General features: G+C 46.7%; 8 protein-coding genes. All 8 read right to left on the bottom strand.

The genetic code is table 11. The features are described 5' to 3' along the window. Positions 1-17 precede the first annotated feature (17 nt). The 8 genes from QMG27_RS06155 to QMG27_RS06120 all read right to left on the bottom strand — a co-directional run bounded on the left by QMG27_RS06155 (position 18) and on the right by QMG27_RS06120 (position 16,723). A complete protein-coding gene (locus QMG27_RS06155; protein WP_281814389.1) occupies positions 18-1,049 on the bottom strand; it encodes a hypothetical protein in 1,032 nt (343 codons plus the stop codon). 3 nt (positions 1,050-1,052) lie between these two features. Then, on the bottom strand, positions 1,053-5,267 hold the full coding sequence (locus tag QMG27_RS06150; RefSeq protein WP_281814387.1) for a glycosyltransferase: 4,215 nt from the start codon (positions 5,265-5,267) through the stop codon (positions 1,053-1,055). Then, positions 5,264-6,271, bottom strand: a complete 1,008-nt coding sequence (locus QMG27_RS06145) for a hypothetical protein (RefSeq protein WP_281814385.1) — start codon at positions 6,269-6,271, stop codon at positions 5,264-5,266. Before QMG27_RS06145 ends, QMG27_RS06150 begins: the two co-directional genes overlap by 4 nt. Before the next feature lie 3 nt (positions 6,272-6,274). Further along, the gene (locus QMG27_RS06140) at positions 6,275-8,107 is read right to left on the bottom strand and encodes a glycosyltransferase family 4 protein (protein ID WP_281814383.1); all 1,833 of its coding nucleotides are present in this window, start codon (positions 8,105-8,107) and stop codon (positions 6,275-6,277) included. 23 nt (positions 8,108-8,130) lie between these two features. Beyond that, positions 8,131-9,102 (bottom strand): class I SAM-dependent methyltransferase, encoded by a 972-nt coding sequence (locus tag QMG27_RS06135; RefSeq protein ID WP_281814381.1) that lies wholly within the window; start codon positions 9,100-9,102, stop codon positions 8,131-8,133. Continuing rightward, positions 9,099-11,141, bottom strand: a complete 2,043-nt coding sequence (locus QMG27_RS06130) for a hypothetical protein (RefSeq protein WP_281814379.1) — start codon at positions 11,139-11,141, stop codon at positions 9,099-9,101. Before QMG27_RS06130 ends, QMG27_RS06135 begins: the two co-directional genes overlap by 4 nt. Positions 11,142-11,160: 19 nt before the next feature. Next, the gene (locus QMG27_RS06125; protein ID WP_281814378.1) at positions 11,161-12,411 is read right to left on the bottom strand and encodes a TolC family protein; all 1,251 of its coding nucleotides are present in this window, start codon (positions 12,409-12,411) and stop codon (positions 11,161-11,163) included. A 145-nt stretch (positions 12,412-12,556) separates the two neighbouring features. After that, complete coding sequence (locus QMG27_RS06120; RefSeq protein ID WP_281814376.1) at positions 12,557-16,723, bottom strand: hypothetical protein; 4,167 nt, start codon at positions 16,721-16,723, stop codon at positions 12,557-12,559. Positions 16,724-16,878 lie beyond the last annotated feature (155 nt).

The raw sequence follows: 16,878 nt of genomic DNA, 5'->3' as shown, positions 1-16,878 counted from the left end.
AAAAAAACCATGAATTATCAAATGTACAGAATTTCACCCCCAGACAAATCAGCAGCCATACCAGAGAAGGAAGACCCATAAGTAGCAATCAAACTTTTGCATTTAGATAGGGTATAGATATCACACAAAGCAGACTCAATAGAAGTTTGTCGAAAATTTTCAACCTGAAAACTGTGTTCCGCATTAATAATTTCACCGCGGAATTTCATAACAAACTCATGCTTAACAGCAATAGAGTCAGTTGCCAAAAAAACCTTAGAATGTGAACAATCATGCAACAAGGCAATGAAATCATCAACCTCTGCCAACTTCCTATCTGGATAGGTCAATTCATAGTGACGCTGAAAATCTGTTGATCTAATATGTAATCCAATAACATCATCCATAATGTTCTGATTCAACAATTTATTAGCCTTCGCAAGCAATAGAGGGTTTAGGTTATCATTAAAAATTTCATTTAAAAACTTTCTGTATAAAATATAAAAACCACCCCAATCAATAATCTCCTTGCAATATTTATCCCATAAAACCCAAGCAGAAGGATTGCCAACAATTTCAAAACATGACCCATTTAAAGCCAAAATAGATTCTATATAAAAAGATGGTTTTTTCTTTACAAAATTATTCAATAAACCATCAGGAAACATAATATCGAAATCCAAATCACAATGATCATCTGGAACCCATGATATTTCCAGATTCTTATTCGAAATATTAGCAATTACCATCGCGGCACAAAGTGCTCTTAACCGATTTGCCAACCCCCCCTCAAAAGATCGTAACCGAATTTCACCAACCGAAAATCCAGGTTCGTTATTTGAACTAACCATAGAGGCCAATTGCACAAGTGCCAAACGACTTAGTTTGAGGTGTTTAACAACTTCAGGATCGATTGAATGACTTAAATACTCATTGTAAAAATCAATTGCAGATTCATAGGCGTGCATTAGCGGAATAAGATCATCTGAAAGTAGAAGCCTATTTGAGGTCACCCTTTTTAATCGTTCGAAGTTCAGTGAATGTTGATCAAAGTAATGTTTTTTAGACATGAATTAATTCTTTATAAATCCAATTGAATGAGAATTGTTTGGATCAACCTGAAGGATTTTATAATCCAAGAAATTATTAGACCGCAAATTCGATTCAACAACAGATTTAGTTTGCTTAAACTTATCAGCAGATGATTCGGTATTTGTTATACCCGAATTTCTTACTCTATACTTGTATAAAACAGATGAGACTCGGTCGAAATCACAAACCTCAACCAATTTGATGCATAAATCCCAATCTTCGCCATAACGGTAATGAAAGATTTCCTTATCATTCCATTTTCGAGATCTATTCCAGTCTCTTAAGCGAAAAACCCTCATGTGAGTAAATATATTTCCGTAGAAAATCCCTCCCCTATCAAATGCAGAAGGTGACCAACCTTTAGATATTAAATTGCCAGCCTCATCAATTTTTTCATACTCAGTGCAAATTAATCCAATGTTCGAACGCCCTCTAAAATATTTGAGACAAGTTGCTAATGCATCAGGATAAATTAAATCATCAGAGTCAAGAAATGCAACAAACTCACCACGGGCATTTTCAAGCAGCAAATTTCTTGAATAGGTTACGTGACGATTAATTTCACCTTCCAGTATTCGTACTTTGGGATTGCTAGAGAATTTTTCTTTAACCATCTCTAGCGTTCCATCTGATGACGCATCATCATATATCAACACCTCAAAGTCTTGCAGACTCTGATTAAGCACACTCTCAATTGCTTCGATTACAAAGCTACCCGTGTTGTGCATAGGTATACAAACCGAGAATAGAGGTTCATCTCCAGGCTTAATGATATAAGGCTCACCAAACCACCCTCTCATTGCCGGCAACTTTTCTTGAAGCAACTTTCTAGAGATGATCCGATCAGCTTCTCTGTTCGTTTCATTTTTCCCAGATGGTGGTTCTTGGTGCAGGTCAACTGCTTCTAGTACTGGGATGAAATAAAAGCCTTGTTGATATATTCGGTAACCAGCTTCATTATCTTCACAGCCCCAAACATTAAAATCCTCATCATAGTATCCCGCTGCCTCAATAACAGTTCGTCTATATGCTACATGACCAGAGGAAAAAGCACGATACGGAAATTCATCATTCTTTAAAAAATTTGTCTCGTCGTAAAGCTTATATCTCCAATCTCTAGTAATACCATCCGGCGTATCGAGCATAGTAGAGTTTTCAGACTTGATATCTTTAAAGTCTTTCAGACGATTAACATCTTTAAGAATTTCATCATCAGAAATACCGGTTGGATCAACGAAACGCTGATGACCAAGCAAAACCACATTATCAAAATGATGGAGGTATTGCATAAATGACTCAATAAATACAGGAAGAGGAATTAAATCACAATCGATAATTGAAATATTTCGATGTGTTGCAGTTCTAATACCCAAGTTTCGAGCTGCAGACAGCCTGTACCCATCATCATGTTGCTTTGCATACTTTAAATTAAGCAGCTTGCTGTACTTTTTTACTATCTCCATTACCGCATCTGAACTGCCATCATCTACAACAACAACTTCGATTAGCTCGCGGGGATAAGTCTGATGGAAAATACCAGCCAAACATCGCGATAAACGCTCAGCACGGTTGTAAACAGGCACAACAATCGAGATTTTTTCAGAGTATTTTTTAGGGTTATCTTTATAGAAATTTTGAACAAAGTTCTGAATGTATGTGTAGTCGTTGCCTGGCCCCTTCGGATCAGGCAGCCGTAGCTCAGGAAGTTTCGGTTGCTCAAAAATTTTGGACTTCTTTTCAAACTCAAATTTCGACCCCCTTTTTAGTATAAAGTTTCTTTGGGGATGAAATGGATCAAGTCGTAATGCATAGAAATCTGATCGACCAATAGTCTTTAAATAATCATTCACCACATTAATGTGATTAACCACCTGCTCATCTTTTTGCCTAGTGCTGGTTTGAGTGGGGTGTACTCTGTAATTGTAGAGAAATTTATCTAGGAATTTTATTTCTGTATGATCTGACAATTTTAAAAAGAAATCATAGTCAATTGCATTTGTATAGACCTCATTAAAACCAGATGTTTTGTAATACAGAGCCCTACGAAATGACCTGAGATGCGGAACACTCATGCCAATCAAGTTTTCATACCTATCAAAATAGGACGGCGACCACCCATCACCAATGAATTTGCTGTCTGCATCAATAAGCTTGTGCTTGGTATATACACATTCAACAGTTGGATTTTCCTTAAAGAAAACAACTAACTCCTCAAGAGCATTAGGAGTTAAAGTATCATCAGAGTCGAGTTGAACAATATACTCACCTATAGCTGCTCTAATTCCAGTATTTGAGGCACTCCCTATGCCGCCATTTGCTTTAGTAATTATTTTTACACGACTATCATTTTTGTATTTTTCCAAAACTAATGCTGTACCGTCCGTTGAGCCATCATTCACAATGATCACTTCAAAGTCTTGGTAAGTTTGCGCCAAGACGCTATCTATACATTCATTTATATAAGACTCGACATTAAAGGCTGGTACATAAATAGAAAATAGTGGGACTAAAAAGTTTTTGTTTTTGATGCTAGGTGCACGTACAGTAAAGTCTGGACACCTTGAAATAAGCATTTCATTCGTTTTTTTATTATCAGTAAGCTTATATGCTTGATCATCAAGCTTAGATGGCTCTTCTTGATGATAATCGAAAATATCTTTAAGCGGGATAAATTTCTGGCCAGCTGACCATAACCTGTAGGCAAATTCTTGATCTTCATTTCCCCACTCATTAAATGACTCATCGTAGCCACCTATACTGAAAAACCTTGCTCTAGATACACTGGCGTGTCCACCACCGAAGAAACGAAATGGATTTTTAGCATCAAGCAACCAGTTATTTTTGTCAAACTCTGAGAGCCTCCAATCTATTGAATTTCCGTCAACATCATTAACATTTTTATGATGTGGATTAGCTGACTGGCATTTCTCAATATTATCAAAATTGAAATTTAAAGATCTAATATCCTCAACTGTTATAGTTTCGGAATTAATAAACTTACGCACCCCTAAAACAGATATGACATCTGAGACGTGATGATAGTACATGAATGAAGCAACATAATTTCTAGGAAGGATTAAGTCGCTATCTAGAAACAATAATATTTCACCACTGGATACTCGAGCACCTAAATTTCTAGCCCGTGTTAAGCCATATCCGTTTCTCTCTTGACGAGTTAGGTAAAGAGTTAATTTTTTTGAAAATTCATTAAAAACATTTTCAAAGTTATCTACTATACTGCCATCATCTACGATAACAACCTCAATCAATTCTTTAGGATAAGACTGACACTCAATGGACGCTAATGTTTTTCGAAGTAATTCAATGCGTTCATATGCAGGTATAATTATGGATATTTTCTTTGTAAAAACAAAATCTTTATCACTTTTCGCACTCTGCACTGCTTCATCTATTTGCGAATAATCATTCCAGCCTGGAACTAAATTTGGCAATATCAGCTCAGGATCAATATATTCTCTGCAAAATTTATTAATAAATTTATAGTTATTTTCCGGAAGAATAGTCTCATATATACAAAGACCTGTAACGACCAGTTTAGCTTCACCATTTACATTTGTAGTTGTTCCGAGCCCTATCCTAAGAGAAGCTTCAGTGTCATCATAGGCTGTAAATTTCAGTACGATTGAATCATTAGACTTGGCGTTTTTTGCTAAAAACTCCACATCGCCTTCCAAACCATTATGCTTCACAAGTGCAACCAAATGACCGATTTCTCCTTTGATTTCACCGAGCTGCACGGTAACTTCATATGATCGTCCAGATTTAAAATTTAATTCTTTTGAAAGATAAAATCTTTCGCCATTTGAAGATACAGTAAAACTATTATTTTCTATAGTTAATTGACCCGGTCCAAATTCTTTTTTCCATTCTTCCCAAGAAGAGCTTAAAGAATCAAAAATTTTATCTTTCTTAATCTCAATTGAGTTGACGGGAACAATTTCAGTGTTCAAAGTGGCAACAATCGGTTTATTAACTACTGGCGCATGATATAGCGCCTTTGAAGTGCTGGGCGTCTTTTGATCACCTTGCAGGCGTTGAATTTTCATTTTCAGCCATACTGGACTATTCAATTCAGTCAGCAATTCACTATACAGTTGGAATGCTTTTTTTGCATTACCAGATTTTTCATATTCGGCAGCTTGTTTTAGTTTTTCGATTGTTTGATTTGAACTCATGATCGCCCCACTAATTTTTTTAAATTCTGATTCGAATAAAAATTATCAAAAATATTTCTCAGCCATTCACCTGGTTGAATTTCCTTATTTTTTTCACAATGAAATATTAAATCTTTATAGAAAGACATCACTTTTATTTTTTCTTGCTCTTGTATTTCATTTAGAAAATTTTCCAACAAAGCTTCTGGCAAATTTAAACCATCGGAAATATTATTTATATTAGGCGGATCCCACGAATCTGATAATAAAACAGGGACACGACCAAAGGCAATAGCCTCCCAATAGCGAATTGTATTGGGACCCGCACCTGACGGGCACAGTACAAATGCGGTTTTTGACAATGAGTCAATGTACTCATTTAACATGAATTTCTGATTAGAAATTACATCTGAATCAACGCTAGAATTATTTATTTGACACTGATATACATCAACTTCAAAATACCATTTTTCTCTACGGATAATTAAGGAGCTTTCCATTTTATTAAATTTAAAAATTTGCTCTCTAATATCGCTTAGATAACATCCTTCATCGTATGCACCAATAAATGAAACCAGGTAATCAGACTCAACGATACTGCCAGAAACTATTTCTTCTCTTTCAAAATATGCATATGGATATAAAACATAAGGATGCACCCTAATTCCATCTATAAAATCCTCGCCTTTTACTTTATGCGGCCAAAAAATATCAGTTATTTTAATTTTTTTAAAAAGATGGATTATTTCTTTAAGGTTTATATGCTGGCATATGGTTGCGCGAAATAGTTTTTTCTTTGGCGGAATTTTATTTAAGTCAACGAGCAAAGCATTTGCTCGGATATCTTGCTTACGCGCAATTAAGTCTATTAACGTAGCCCATGGAAACGATACGAATTCGATGAAATTTGATTGGTGATGACTTGCATTCAAATACTCCCAAGTCCACTCTTCCGTTTTTGCTGGACGCTGCCAATCATAGGGATATGAAATATTAAAACCATCGATGATCCATTTTTTTTCCATAAATTAAATAATTGAACTGGAAAATATCACGCTTAAGACCTCTGAAGAAAACAATAAATTAATTTTTTCTCTATCAACTTTATCTAGCTTCGCTTTCGAGACTTTCTTAAATGAATGTATTGATTCCAAAAGATTAGCGGTTGCCCACTTCGCTGAATCTTCATTTGAAACCCATTGGTATGAATTTTGTTCAACATTAACCAATTCAAAATCGACAGGATATGCAAGTTCATTTTGCATAAAGTCAACATTACCCGAGTAATTGGTTGCAATCACAGGCTTACCCAGCAGCATCGCTTCCGCCAAAGTCCGCCCAAACCCCTCTGCCCTGTGCAACGACACATAGGCATCGCAGGCGTTGATCAGACCCAGCACCTCAGGACGGTCTAGGGTTTCGGTAATCAGCTGTATGCGCTTGTCGGTTTGGCATTCTTTTAAGAAGGCCTGCCATTCAGGGTTGTTTGGCTTAGTGTTCATGGTTTTCAGCACCAAGCCCACGGTGTTATCAGTGGGTTTAAAGGCCTGTTTAAAGGCCTGCACGGCAGCCATCGGGTTTTTGCGGGCCACGGATGAGTTGAAGTCGAAGATGTACAAAAACAAGAACTTCTTCTCGGGCAGGCCATAGTGCTTGCGTGGGTAGGGCTTCATGCGCTCTACGCTCACGGCTAAGGGTACTAGCTTGACAGGTTTGTCTGTGGCCTGCTGATACATGTCGTACAAAAACTGGCTACTGGCCCACACCTCGTCTACCAGCTCAAAGGCATAGGGCTTCCATGCCTTAGGAAACACGGCCAGCTCCCACGGCCACCAGCCGATGTTGCGATAGCCTTCAAACACGGCAGCGCCTTTTTGCATAAACACGCGGCTGACGGTGTCAAACGCGGGCAGGCAAAACAGGTTGGTGTTGTAAGGGGGCAGCTCAGTGCCGTCGCTCACCTTGCCTTTGAGGTGTAGGTCGGCTTGGCGGGCGTCGCCTGCATCTACGTTCACCACATGGTAAGGAATGCCTGCGGCTTCGCAGCACTCTACGGCCATGCGCAGGTCTTCGCCAATGCCTAGCTCGCCGTAGGCGAAGCCATAGATGTTCAGGCCAAAGGGTTTGTCAGCAGCGGTACTTGGGGCTGCGGCTTGCTGTTTGGTTTGTGGGGCCAGCCACGGCAGCTTGGCTGCGGTGGTTTTTTGGGTGGCTAAGGCGGCTGCACCTTCGGGGCTTTGCACCCACGCTTTCCAGCGGCCAGCCACCAAGGGGGCTATGCCCAGTGTGCCCACCACGTTAAAGAACCAACCCAAAAAGGCCAGCCTGCCCTGCGCGGTGTAAAGGCTGCGGGCTTGTTGGGTTTTGTCGTCCATCAAACGCCACAGCAGGTACATGAGCAGCGTGGCGGCGGGTACGGGGGGCTCGCCCTGTTTGCTGTAGGTGTCGGGCACGGGCTGGTCTAGCGCAGCCACTAGACTGCGGGGGGCGTGCTGGGCCAGTTGGTGTTCGGCCAAGCCGCGCACCACCACCCATGCAAAAAACAGCTCGTTTTGCAGCTTACCGTCTTTGGCAAACTCTTTCACGGCATCGGGGCGGTATTTGGCCAGCAGGCTGGCTAGCTTGGGCACGTCTATCTGCACCCCGGCAACGGTGGCTGCACCTGCGCTAGCAAACAAGGCGTTGAGTTGCTCGGCATCTAGGCTGTCGGCCCAGCCCGGAAACTCTTGCCTGCCCTTGATGAGCCACCACTCGGCAAAGCCTGGGTCGTCTTTGCTGGCAAAGGCTTCTCGCAAGTCTTTGCGTAGCAGCCAAGCAAACTGCTTGGCGAGGTCTACGTTTAAGCGGCTGGCAACTTTCATTAGCACGGCGGCTCTGCTTTGGCTTATTTCTTTTGAATCAAAAAGCTGTTGGACAGCATCTTGTCTTCATCGCCCACCATGCCGTCTTCGCGTATTTCTAGGCAGCGGCAGTTGGATGCTTCAATGATTTTGAACACCTCGGGTTGCGGCAAAAAGTGCATTTCCAGCGTGCTAGGGGGCGTGCTGTGCAGGTAGCGCTCGGCTTCAAACATGTAGCCGTTGCGGTAGGTGGGTAGCTGTATGTAGGCCACACCGCCCGAGCGCAGGTGGCCCAGCAAGGTGCTGAGCATCCACGCCATCACAGGCGGTGGGTTGTGCTGCAGGGTGATGACCGAGAAGATGGCATCAACCTGGGGCAGCTGCTGCATTTGCTGCACGGTGTGCCAGTGGACCAGCTCGACGTTGCCAATGTTTTTGACTTGCAGGTGTTGCTGGGCTAAGTCGAGGTGCGGCTTGGATATATCGCACGCAATGACCTTGCTAAAAGCACCGGCCAAGTAGCCAGTGACGCGGCCAACACCGCAGCCTACCTCTAGGCAAGTGTTTAGGTCGGCAGGGCTAACGCCACTGCGACGCACCGCCGACAAAAACACTTGGCAACTGTGGTTGCCCGATGTGTAAAACTGCTCGCGGTGTGCTTCAAACTCGGCTTGGTAGTACTGTGGCTGGGTAACGACCGACCAAAAGGGCTCGGTTTGCCCAAGATGCTCCCACTCTTTGTGGATGCGCTCAAACATTTGGTCCAAAGCCTCGGCAGAGACCTCGGTTTCTACCGGAATTTTGGGCAGTGTGTAGGGGTGGCGATGGCGCACAGACTGCGGCAGCTTGAGTAGCTCGCCCATGCGTTGCTGAAACTCGGGCGACTTGATAAACACATCGCGCAGCGCGTGGCTGCTGTGGGTGTTTTGGCAAAGGCTATTCACCACGTCGTCATTCTCGGGGTCACGCCCGAGCATGAGGCGATAGGCTAGGACGGCTTCTTCTTTGGTAATCACGCTTTGGCTTTTCGCGCTGTTTTGGCGGCTTGTTTAGCAGTTTTAGCTGTAGGTTTGGCAGGCGCTTTTGCTGCAACTGGCTTTGCTTTGGGCTTTGGTGCGGCTTTAGCCACAGGCTTGGCCGTGATGCTGATGACCTTGCCTGCTTTAGCGCCTGTGCTGGTGAGCTTGGCAGGGGCTGGCAAAGCTTTGGGGGCTTTGGCTTTGCTTGGCGCTTCAGCCTCTGTTGCTTCTTTCTGCTCTTTCACCTCTGTCGCGGGTAATTGCGCTGCAGTTTTGTTGGCCTCTAGCACTTTGACTGCGCCCGTTGCAAAGTCGATCCATGTGGCCCAAGGGCGGTGAATGGCTGTCTTTTGTTTGTCCAAGCGCTTGAGTGCATCGGGCATGGCGTAGATGAGGCGCAAGAGCAAGGCTTTGTCGGCATCGGCTAGTTTGGCCCACACGGCCACATCGAACACGTTTTTATCCAGCGCAAAGCGCAGCTCTAGCTTAGCGCCGCTGTCGTCTTGGCTTTCGGCGTACCAGCTGTCAAAGGGTTTGGTTTTGCCATCAATGAGCGGAATTTCAAACTTGGGGTACTGCGAGAAGCCATCGGCCTGCACCAAGGCTGCGCCCAAGCGGATTTCAAACTTCTTCCACTGCGCTGCACCAAGGCTAAGCCCACGGAACTCAAGCCAGAGGTGTTCGTAGTCGGGGTTGATGAGCTCGCGCTTGAGGCGCACTTCGTCGTAGCGCAGCAAGGCGGGCAGCTGTTTGAGCTGAGCCAAAAGGGTTTGGATAGAGGGGCGCCAAAACGCGAGGTCAAACTGCGCGGGAAACTCAAAGCCCTGCCACTGCCCTGCCTCGAGCTGGCTCAAGATACTGACGGCAGCTGTGAGCTGCTTGAATTCAGTGGTAGCCAGCCCCAAGAATGTGGCAAGGTGGTCTTTGTTGCTGTTGAGCAGCTTGGGCACAAAGGCGTGTGGCTGACCGTCTTTGACCAAACCAATGCCGGGGTGGCCGTCTTGCAGCACGGTGACAAAGCCGAACTCGCTCAGCGCCACGCCTGCTTGCGCAAAGTCTTTGACTTGCCAAGTGATGGATGGCACGTCTGACACGCCATCGACATCGACGATTTCAATTGCACCATAGTCGAGGTAGTTGGGCAGGCGTTTTTCTAAACGCTCCCAACGGGCTTTATAGGCAAGGTAGAGTTTTTCAAACTCGCCTTTTTGCTCGTAGTACTCAACCAGCTCTTCTTGCGCTTGCATGAGCTGCAAGAGCAACAGCTCGTTTTCTTGCGCGCTGTCTTGGTACTTGGCTTCGGTTTGTTGGGCTAGCTTGGCTTGTTTGTCGCGCTCGGCTTTGAGAGTGGTTAGCTCTTTGGCTTTCGCGTCGGTTTGTGCCTTGGCATCGGCAAGGGCTTTGGCACTTGCTGCGTCAGCGTCTTGCTTGGCTTTGGTGGCTGCGGCTGTGGCTGCTTGTGCGGCCGCGAGTTCTTTGCCCTTAGCGTCTAGCTCTTTGGTTTTGGCGTCTAGCTGGGCTTTGGTGTCTGCCAATGTTTTGTTGGCGGCTTGGGTGGCTGCATCACCGTCTTGCTTGGCCTTGGTGGCTGCGGCTTGAGCGGTGGCTAGCTCTTTGGTTTTTGCTTCTAACTCTTTGGCTTTGGCATCCAGCTGCGCTTTGGTGTCTGCCAATGCTTTGTTGGCCGCATCGAGTGCTTGCTTAGTTTTATCTGCGTCGGCTTTAGCAGCTTGGGTAGCCGTATCGCCCTCTTGCTTGGCTTTGGCAGCTGCGGCTTGAGCGGTGGCTAGCTCTTTGGTTTTTGCCTCTAGCTCTTTGGCTTTGGCGTCAAGCTGCGCTTTGGCATCTGCCAATGCTTTGCTGCCATCTGCTTGAACCTTGGCAGCCTCAGTTTGCGCTTTGCTAGCTGAAGCTTCGAGCTTTTTGTGCTCGGCTTTCGCAGTGGCTAACTGCCCTTCTAGCTCAGACACTTTCTTGTGAAGTGTCTCTATTTGAAGCTCAATCTTTTTCTGCTCGGCTTTACCAATGATCTTCAAAACAAAACCTTAACTTGATTTATTTGGCAAACAAAAACTTGTAGGCATTGGTCAATGCCTCATTCACATCCAACGATGTTTGGTTGAGCAACGAAAGAATGGCTTCCGACTGTGTGGTGACCGAGGTGACGTAGTCGCTCTTGACCTGAAACACGGTTTGGGTGGCGTTCAAAATATCGACGGCGCTGCGCACGCCGCCTTCGTAGCTTTTGATGTTGGCTTCTAGGCTCAACTCGGCGGCAGCAATGGCGTTCTTTTGAATGGTCAAGACTTCAAAGCCTGTTTCCACTTGTTCGCGAAGTTTTTCAACTTCCACCCGGGTTTTTTCTTCGCTGTCGCGCGTGGCTTCTTTGGCTTTGAGCCAGTTGGCTTGCACGCTTTGGCGGGCAAAGTAGCTGCCAGCTTGCAAGGGCATGTTGACGAGCACGCCGCTGTAGGTGTTGGTGGTGTTGCCAGCCTTGCTGTTGTTGTAGGTGGCAGAGATGGTGGGCAGCAAGGAGCCGGTGGATTTTTCTACTTCCAGCTCGGCCACGCGTTCGCTAAAGCGAGCGGCTTGCAGCGAGGGGTTGGCTTGCAGGGCTGCGTCTACATAGTCGGTAGCAGGTTTGAGGGGCAGCTTGCGGTCTTTTTGCTCCAACACAAAGTCTTTGACATTGGGGCGCTCGCCGGTGATGGCGGCGTATTGCTTAACGGCCACAGCCAAGGCGGTTTTGTAGCTGAGTTGTTGGGCTTTGGCTTGGGCGGCTTTGACTTCAATGTCACGCAGGTCGGTGACTGTGCCCTGCCCTAGTTCGAGCTTCTTTTTGGCAGCCAAGGCTTGTTGGTCCAACGCGGCCATTTTGGCTTCGTTGAGGCTGATGTTTTCGTTGGCCAAGATGATGGCGTTGGCCCCTTTGAGCAAGCGTGTGGCGAGGTCCTGCGTTTTCACCACAAAGGTGGCTTCGGCAAAGCCATCGCGCGGTGCAGCTTGGCGGAAGGTGGCCATGCGGCCCAGGTCGATGATGGGCATGGTCACACGCGTGGTTTGGCGTGTGGTGGTGTCTGTGTCGAGGCGCTGGTTGCTGAGGGTGGCCTCTGGCAAGTACGCCACACGGGCCTGTGTGGCACTGGCTTGGTTGGCCTGACGCTCGGCAACCGCCGTTTGAAATGTGGGGTCGTAGGTCATGGCTTTTTGGAAATCAGCCATCAAATCAGCAGCTGATGCATGATTCGCCCACGCTACCGCTACAAGCGCACCGATGGTGGCCTGTTTGAAGAATTTTTTAAGCATTTCTAAGAGCTTTCTAGTTACGCAATTAGTCATCTAATCTATCAGATTTTGATGAAAAATCGACTTTTTTGACAGTTTTGATGAACAAAAATGTCAAAGACAAAAAAAAGCCACCACAGCCCTGTGGCTGTGATGGCTTTTGAGATTAAGAAATCTTCTTGTCTTGGATGTCTGTGCTGAAGACGTCGAGCAACGCTTGGGCATCGGTACCCACGATTTGAACGGGGGTGTCCAGAACAGGTGTTTGTGCCGTGACGTTGATGTGGTACGACTCGGAGTCGCTCGCGCCTTTGAGCACATCGATTTCGGTGAAGCCGAGGCTGGAGAGTTTGGACAAGAGATCAGACATTGCAGTTGGGGTGAACTGGCTGAAATGATCGAATGTTGCTTGATCGATGACCAAGCCAGCATCTTTGGCCCCAAACAACCCGTCTTGCGTTGGCGCAACCGAACCGTTTTCAAAGCCAGCAATGATGGCTGCCACATCGGTGTTGTTACCCAATTCAACAAAGAATTTATTGACGGTATCTGCAGACACAACTTCGTCAATGCCCAGTTCTGACATGGCAGACAAGCTAGTATTGAGCGCTTGGTGCGAGGTGTTGAAGGTGGCGTTATGCGTGGTATCGAGCTTGAAGTTGGCGTCTGGCAGTGCGGACAACATACCTGCTTCTTGCAATGCGGCAGCCAGCGAATCTGGCAGCGCAAGGAATGAGTTGCCATCATTGAAGCCATCCACGATGTAATCGTGAATACCTGCTTCTTGCAGTGCACCAATCAATTGCCCAAATGTTGTGTTGGCGTCAGGGTGCAGGCTGCTGAAAGCTAGACCATTAATCTTGTTAAAGCCATCGACGTCCGAACCGATCGCAATGTGCACATTGAAGTCAATGCCATTGTTCTGAATGCTGTCAAGAGTTTGGAGATCAGTCAGCGACTTCAGTGTAGAGCCGAAGATGTCCATGTCAAACGTAGCCAAGCCCGCATCATGCAGAGTTTTTGCCACTGTTTCGATCTCACCAAAGTCGGTTGTGCCTGTGTTGATCTGCACATGGTCAACACCGAGTTTGCTGATTTCAACGGCATGTTGCGCAACATACGTAGAATTGGTGAGGCGCAGTGAAATGTCGTCTTCAGCAGCGAAGTCGATGCCTGCATTGATCAACTGAGTAGCTCCAACATCATTGAGCCAGCCTGCGTTGGACAAGAAGTCAATATGGTCTACGCCCATTTTTTCCAAATCTTGCGCATGCGTCATGGCTGCAACAAATTCAGCGCTGCCTACTGTTGGATCAGCACTGATGTCGAGTGTGATGTCGTCTTCTGCAGAGAACGCGATATTTGCATTGGCCAACGCATTGGCAGCAGCGAGGTTAATTGAGGCAGCATCGGTTGTGATGTCAATCAGATCAACACCTTCGCCTTGCAAGGTCGTGGTGTGGTTCAGCGCAAAGTTGAAGTCTGCACTGTTGCTGATACTCATAGCCACATGATCGACACCGAGTTTTTGCAAATCGCTCAAGCTTGTTCCCATGTGCGTTCCGGCGACACTGAGGGTGATGTCATTCGCCGACACAAAATCCAACTGATGATCAAGCATCAAATGAGCAAACGTTTCATTAATCAACGCAGGGGCATCTACGTTGAAGTGGTCGACGCCAGCGTTATGAAGATTGGTCGCCTTGACTGTATCCAGGCTGAAGCCATTAGCATCCAAAACAATGTCCATGGTGACGCTATCGCTGTCCACAAATTTCACATTGGCATCCACCAAGGCCTGAGCTTGTGCTTGAGAAATTGAGGCGTGATCGTTCGCCATATCAATTTGGTCAACACCCAGGGCTTGCATTGCCGTGATATCGGCAGTCGCAGGAAAAGCGGCATCTGCAGCCACTTGCAATGTGACGTTGGTATGGCTGGCAATGTCCAACCCGGCAGCATCAATGGCGGCAAGTTGCGATTGAGTAAGCGTGATATCGGAACCTAAGTTAAGGTGATCGATGCCTGCTTGCGCCAGTTTGTTGATATCGCTAGCCGAAAGCCCATTCAGCTCTGTTGAGCTGAGGTTAAGGGTGACGTCGCCACCAGTACCGAAGTGCGGGAGTACACCGGCAGTGAAATCAACTGCACCTAGATCAATGTTGTGACCACCGGTCAAAGTGACAGTGTCCACCCCGAGTTTTTGCAGGTCTTTGAGGCTGGTGCTCAGATGCGTGCCACTTGAAGTATCAGCATTGAAAGTGATCGTGTCATTCGCCGCGAAGTGCAAACCATCAGCAATCATGGTTTGCGCTTGCAGGTCGGTCAGTGAAGCTGAAACATTTGCGCTTCCACCAAGATCAATGGTGGCGTCTAAACCTGCAGGTTTAAGACTGTCAAGGCCGCTTGTATAAAGCAATGTGGCGAGTTCATCGCCAAAGCCTGCCGTGCTACCCGATGCGTCTAACAAATTGATGTTGAGATGATCCACACCACCCGTGTGCAATGCTGCTGCAACGCTACTGCTTGCAATCTGACTGACCTGAGTGCTGTCGATGTTTAAGGTAACGTCTAGCGCGCTTGCGAAAGTAGGTAAACCAGCGCTGCTGAATGCACCTGCACCCAAGTCGACCATGAGGTGCTGATCTGCACCTCCAGACAGTGCAACTGCATCAACACCGAGTTTTTGCAAGTCTTTGAGGCTTGTGCTCAGATGTGTGCCATGCGAGGTATCAGCGTTGAGGGTAATGGTGTCACTCGAAGCGAAATGCAACCCATCAGCAACCAAGGTTTGCGCTTGTGCATCGCTCAGTGAAGCTGCAACGTTTGCGCTTCCACCCATATCGATGGTGCTAATGCCCAGTGTGTGAAGGTCGGTAGCCGTATTAACAACACTCGACAACTCCGACGAATTAGCCACATTGAGGGTAATCACATCGGCGCTTGCAAAGGTCAAACCGGCTGCACTCAGTGCTTGTGCCTGCGTCAAGCTAAGGCTTGCAGCGTTGCTACCCACATCGATGGTGTCCACACCCAGCGTGTGCAAGCTGCTCGCAACTGCTGCTGCATCAGACAACCCTGCTGAGTCAGCCACTGTCAGTGTGACTACGTCTGCGCTTGCAATGGTCAAGCCCGCTGCACTCAGCGCTTGCGCCTGCGTCAAGGTAAGGCTTGCAGCGTTGCTACCCACATCGATGGTGTCCACACCCAGCGTGTGCAAGCTGCTCGCAACCGCTGCCGCATCAGACAACCCAGCTGAATCAGCCACTGTCAGTGTCACCACGTCTGCGCTTGCAATGGTGAGGCCCGCTGCACTCAGCACTTGCGCCTGCGTCAAGGTAAGGCTTGCAGCATCATTCAGCATGTCAATGGTTGTCACCGTCAATCCGCTGGCTCGGATTGCAGCCAAATTGGCTGCCAAGTTGGCATCGCTGGCGAGTGCATTGAGCAAGTCTTGGTTTGAGAGGTCGATGCGAACACTGTCAATGCCGTAATCGGTCAGTCGCCCAGTGATGGCAGCCACTTCAGCCAATTGATCTGCATTGGCAATGATCAGGGTGACTTGCAAGGCTGCGTTTTCAGCAGCGGTGACCGTGCCATCGCGGTCTGTGTCGCCAAAGAGTGTGACGCCCGTGGTGCTAGTAAGCGCAGCGCCTGTACCCAGCTCCACGTTGATGACGTTGCTACCCGATGCGGGCTGCACAAAGACAATGCCGTCTGTTTTGAGTTGCTTGAGGGTTCGGCTGAGGGTGGTGCCTGTGGCGGTTTCTGTGTTGGTTGCACCGCCGGTGTTGGCATTCGCTAAACCAATGCCTGCAGCCAAAGTACCCAGCAAAGGAAGCGGGGCCACTGGAACGACCAAGCCAGCAAGTTCGAATGTTTCGGTAGCGCCTGCAGCGGCATGCTCGCCCGCAACGCCAGCTGCACCCGATTCGGCTTCAGCCGCAAAGCCTCGGCCTGCACCTGTTTCTGAGCCTGGCTCTAGCAAGGCTGCTTTTCGCTTAGCTGTAGCACCGCCCTCTTCCTCCAGGATGGCGGCTTTTTCTGTTTCTTCTTCTGCGACGGCAGCGACTTCTTTTTCTGTCACATCATTGGCCGCTAGCTCAACGCCGTCGAGACTTTCTTCAATTTCAGCGTATTGGGCGTCGTCTAAATTTTGTGCATCCACAAACTCGGTGAGGGCTTGTAAATCTTCAAAGACGGCCGATTTACCTTGTGCGGCGCGGACCTCTTCAACAAATAAGGCCAGCAGGGGCAGCGTTAAAGCTAGCTTTTGCAGGTGCTTGGGGCGATCGACGAGTTTTTGTGCTGTTTTTTTAATCAATCCGGCCAATTTGGCGCTTTTTGTCGTCTTGCTCGTCATTGGATTCCCTGCCTGCTGTGAATGTTTAAATGAAACCTAATGGATTAAGTATAAACATTTATTTATATTTTTAAGGCTCATTTAGGAATTCTTAATAACTAATCAAATAAATAAAACGACAAATT

Source organism: Limnohabitans sp. MORI2 (assembly GCF_027925025.1).
Classification (GTDB): Bacteria; Pseudomonadota; Gammaproteobacteria; order Burkholderiales; family Burkholderiaceae_C; genus Limnohabitans.
This window is presented reverse-complemented; position numbering and strand designations above follow the sequence as displayed.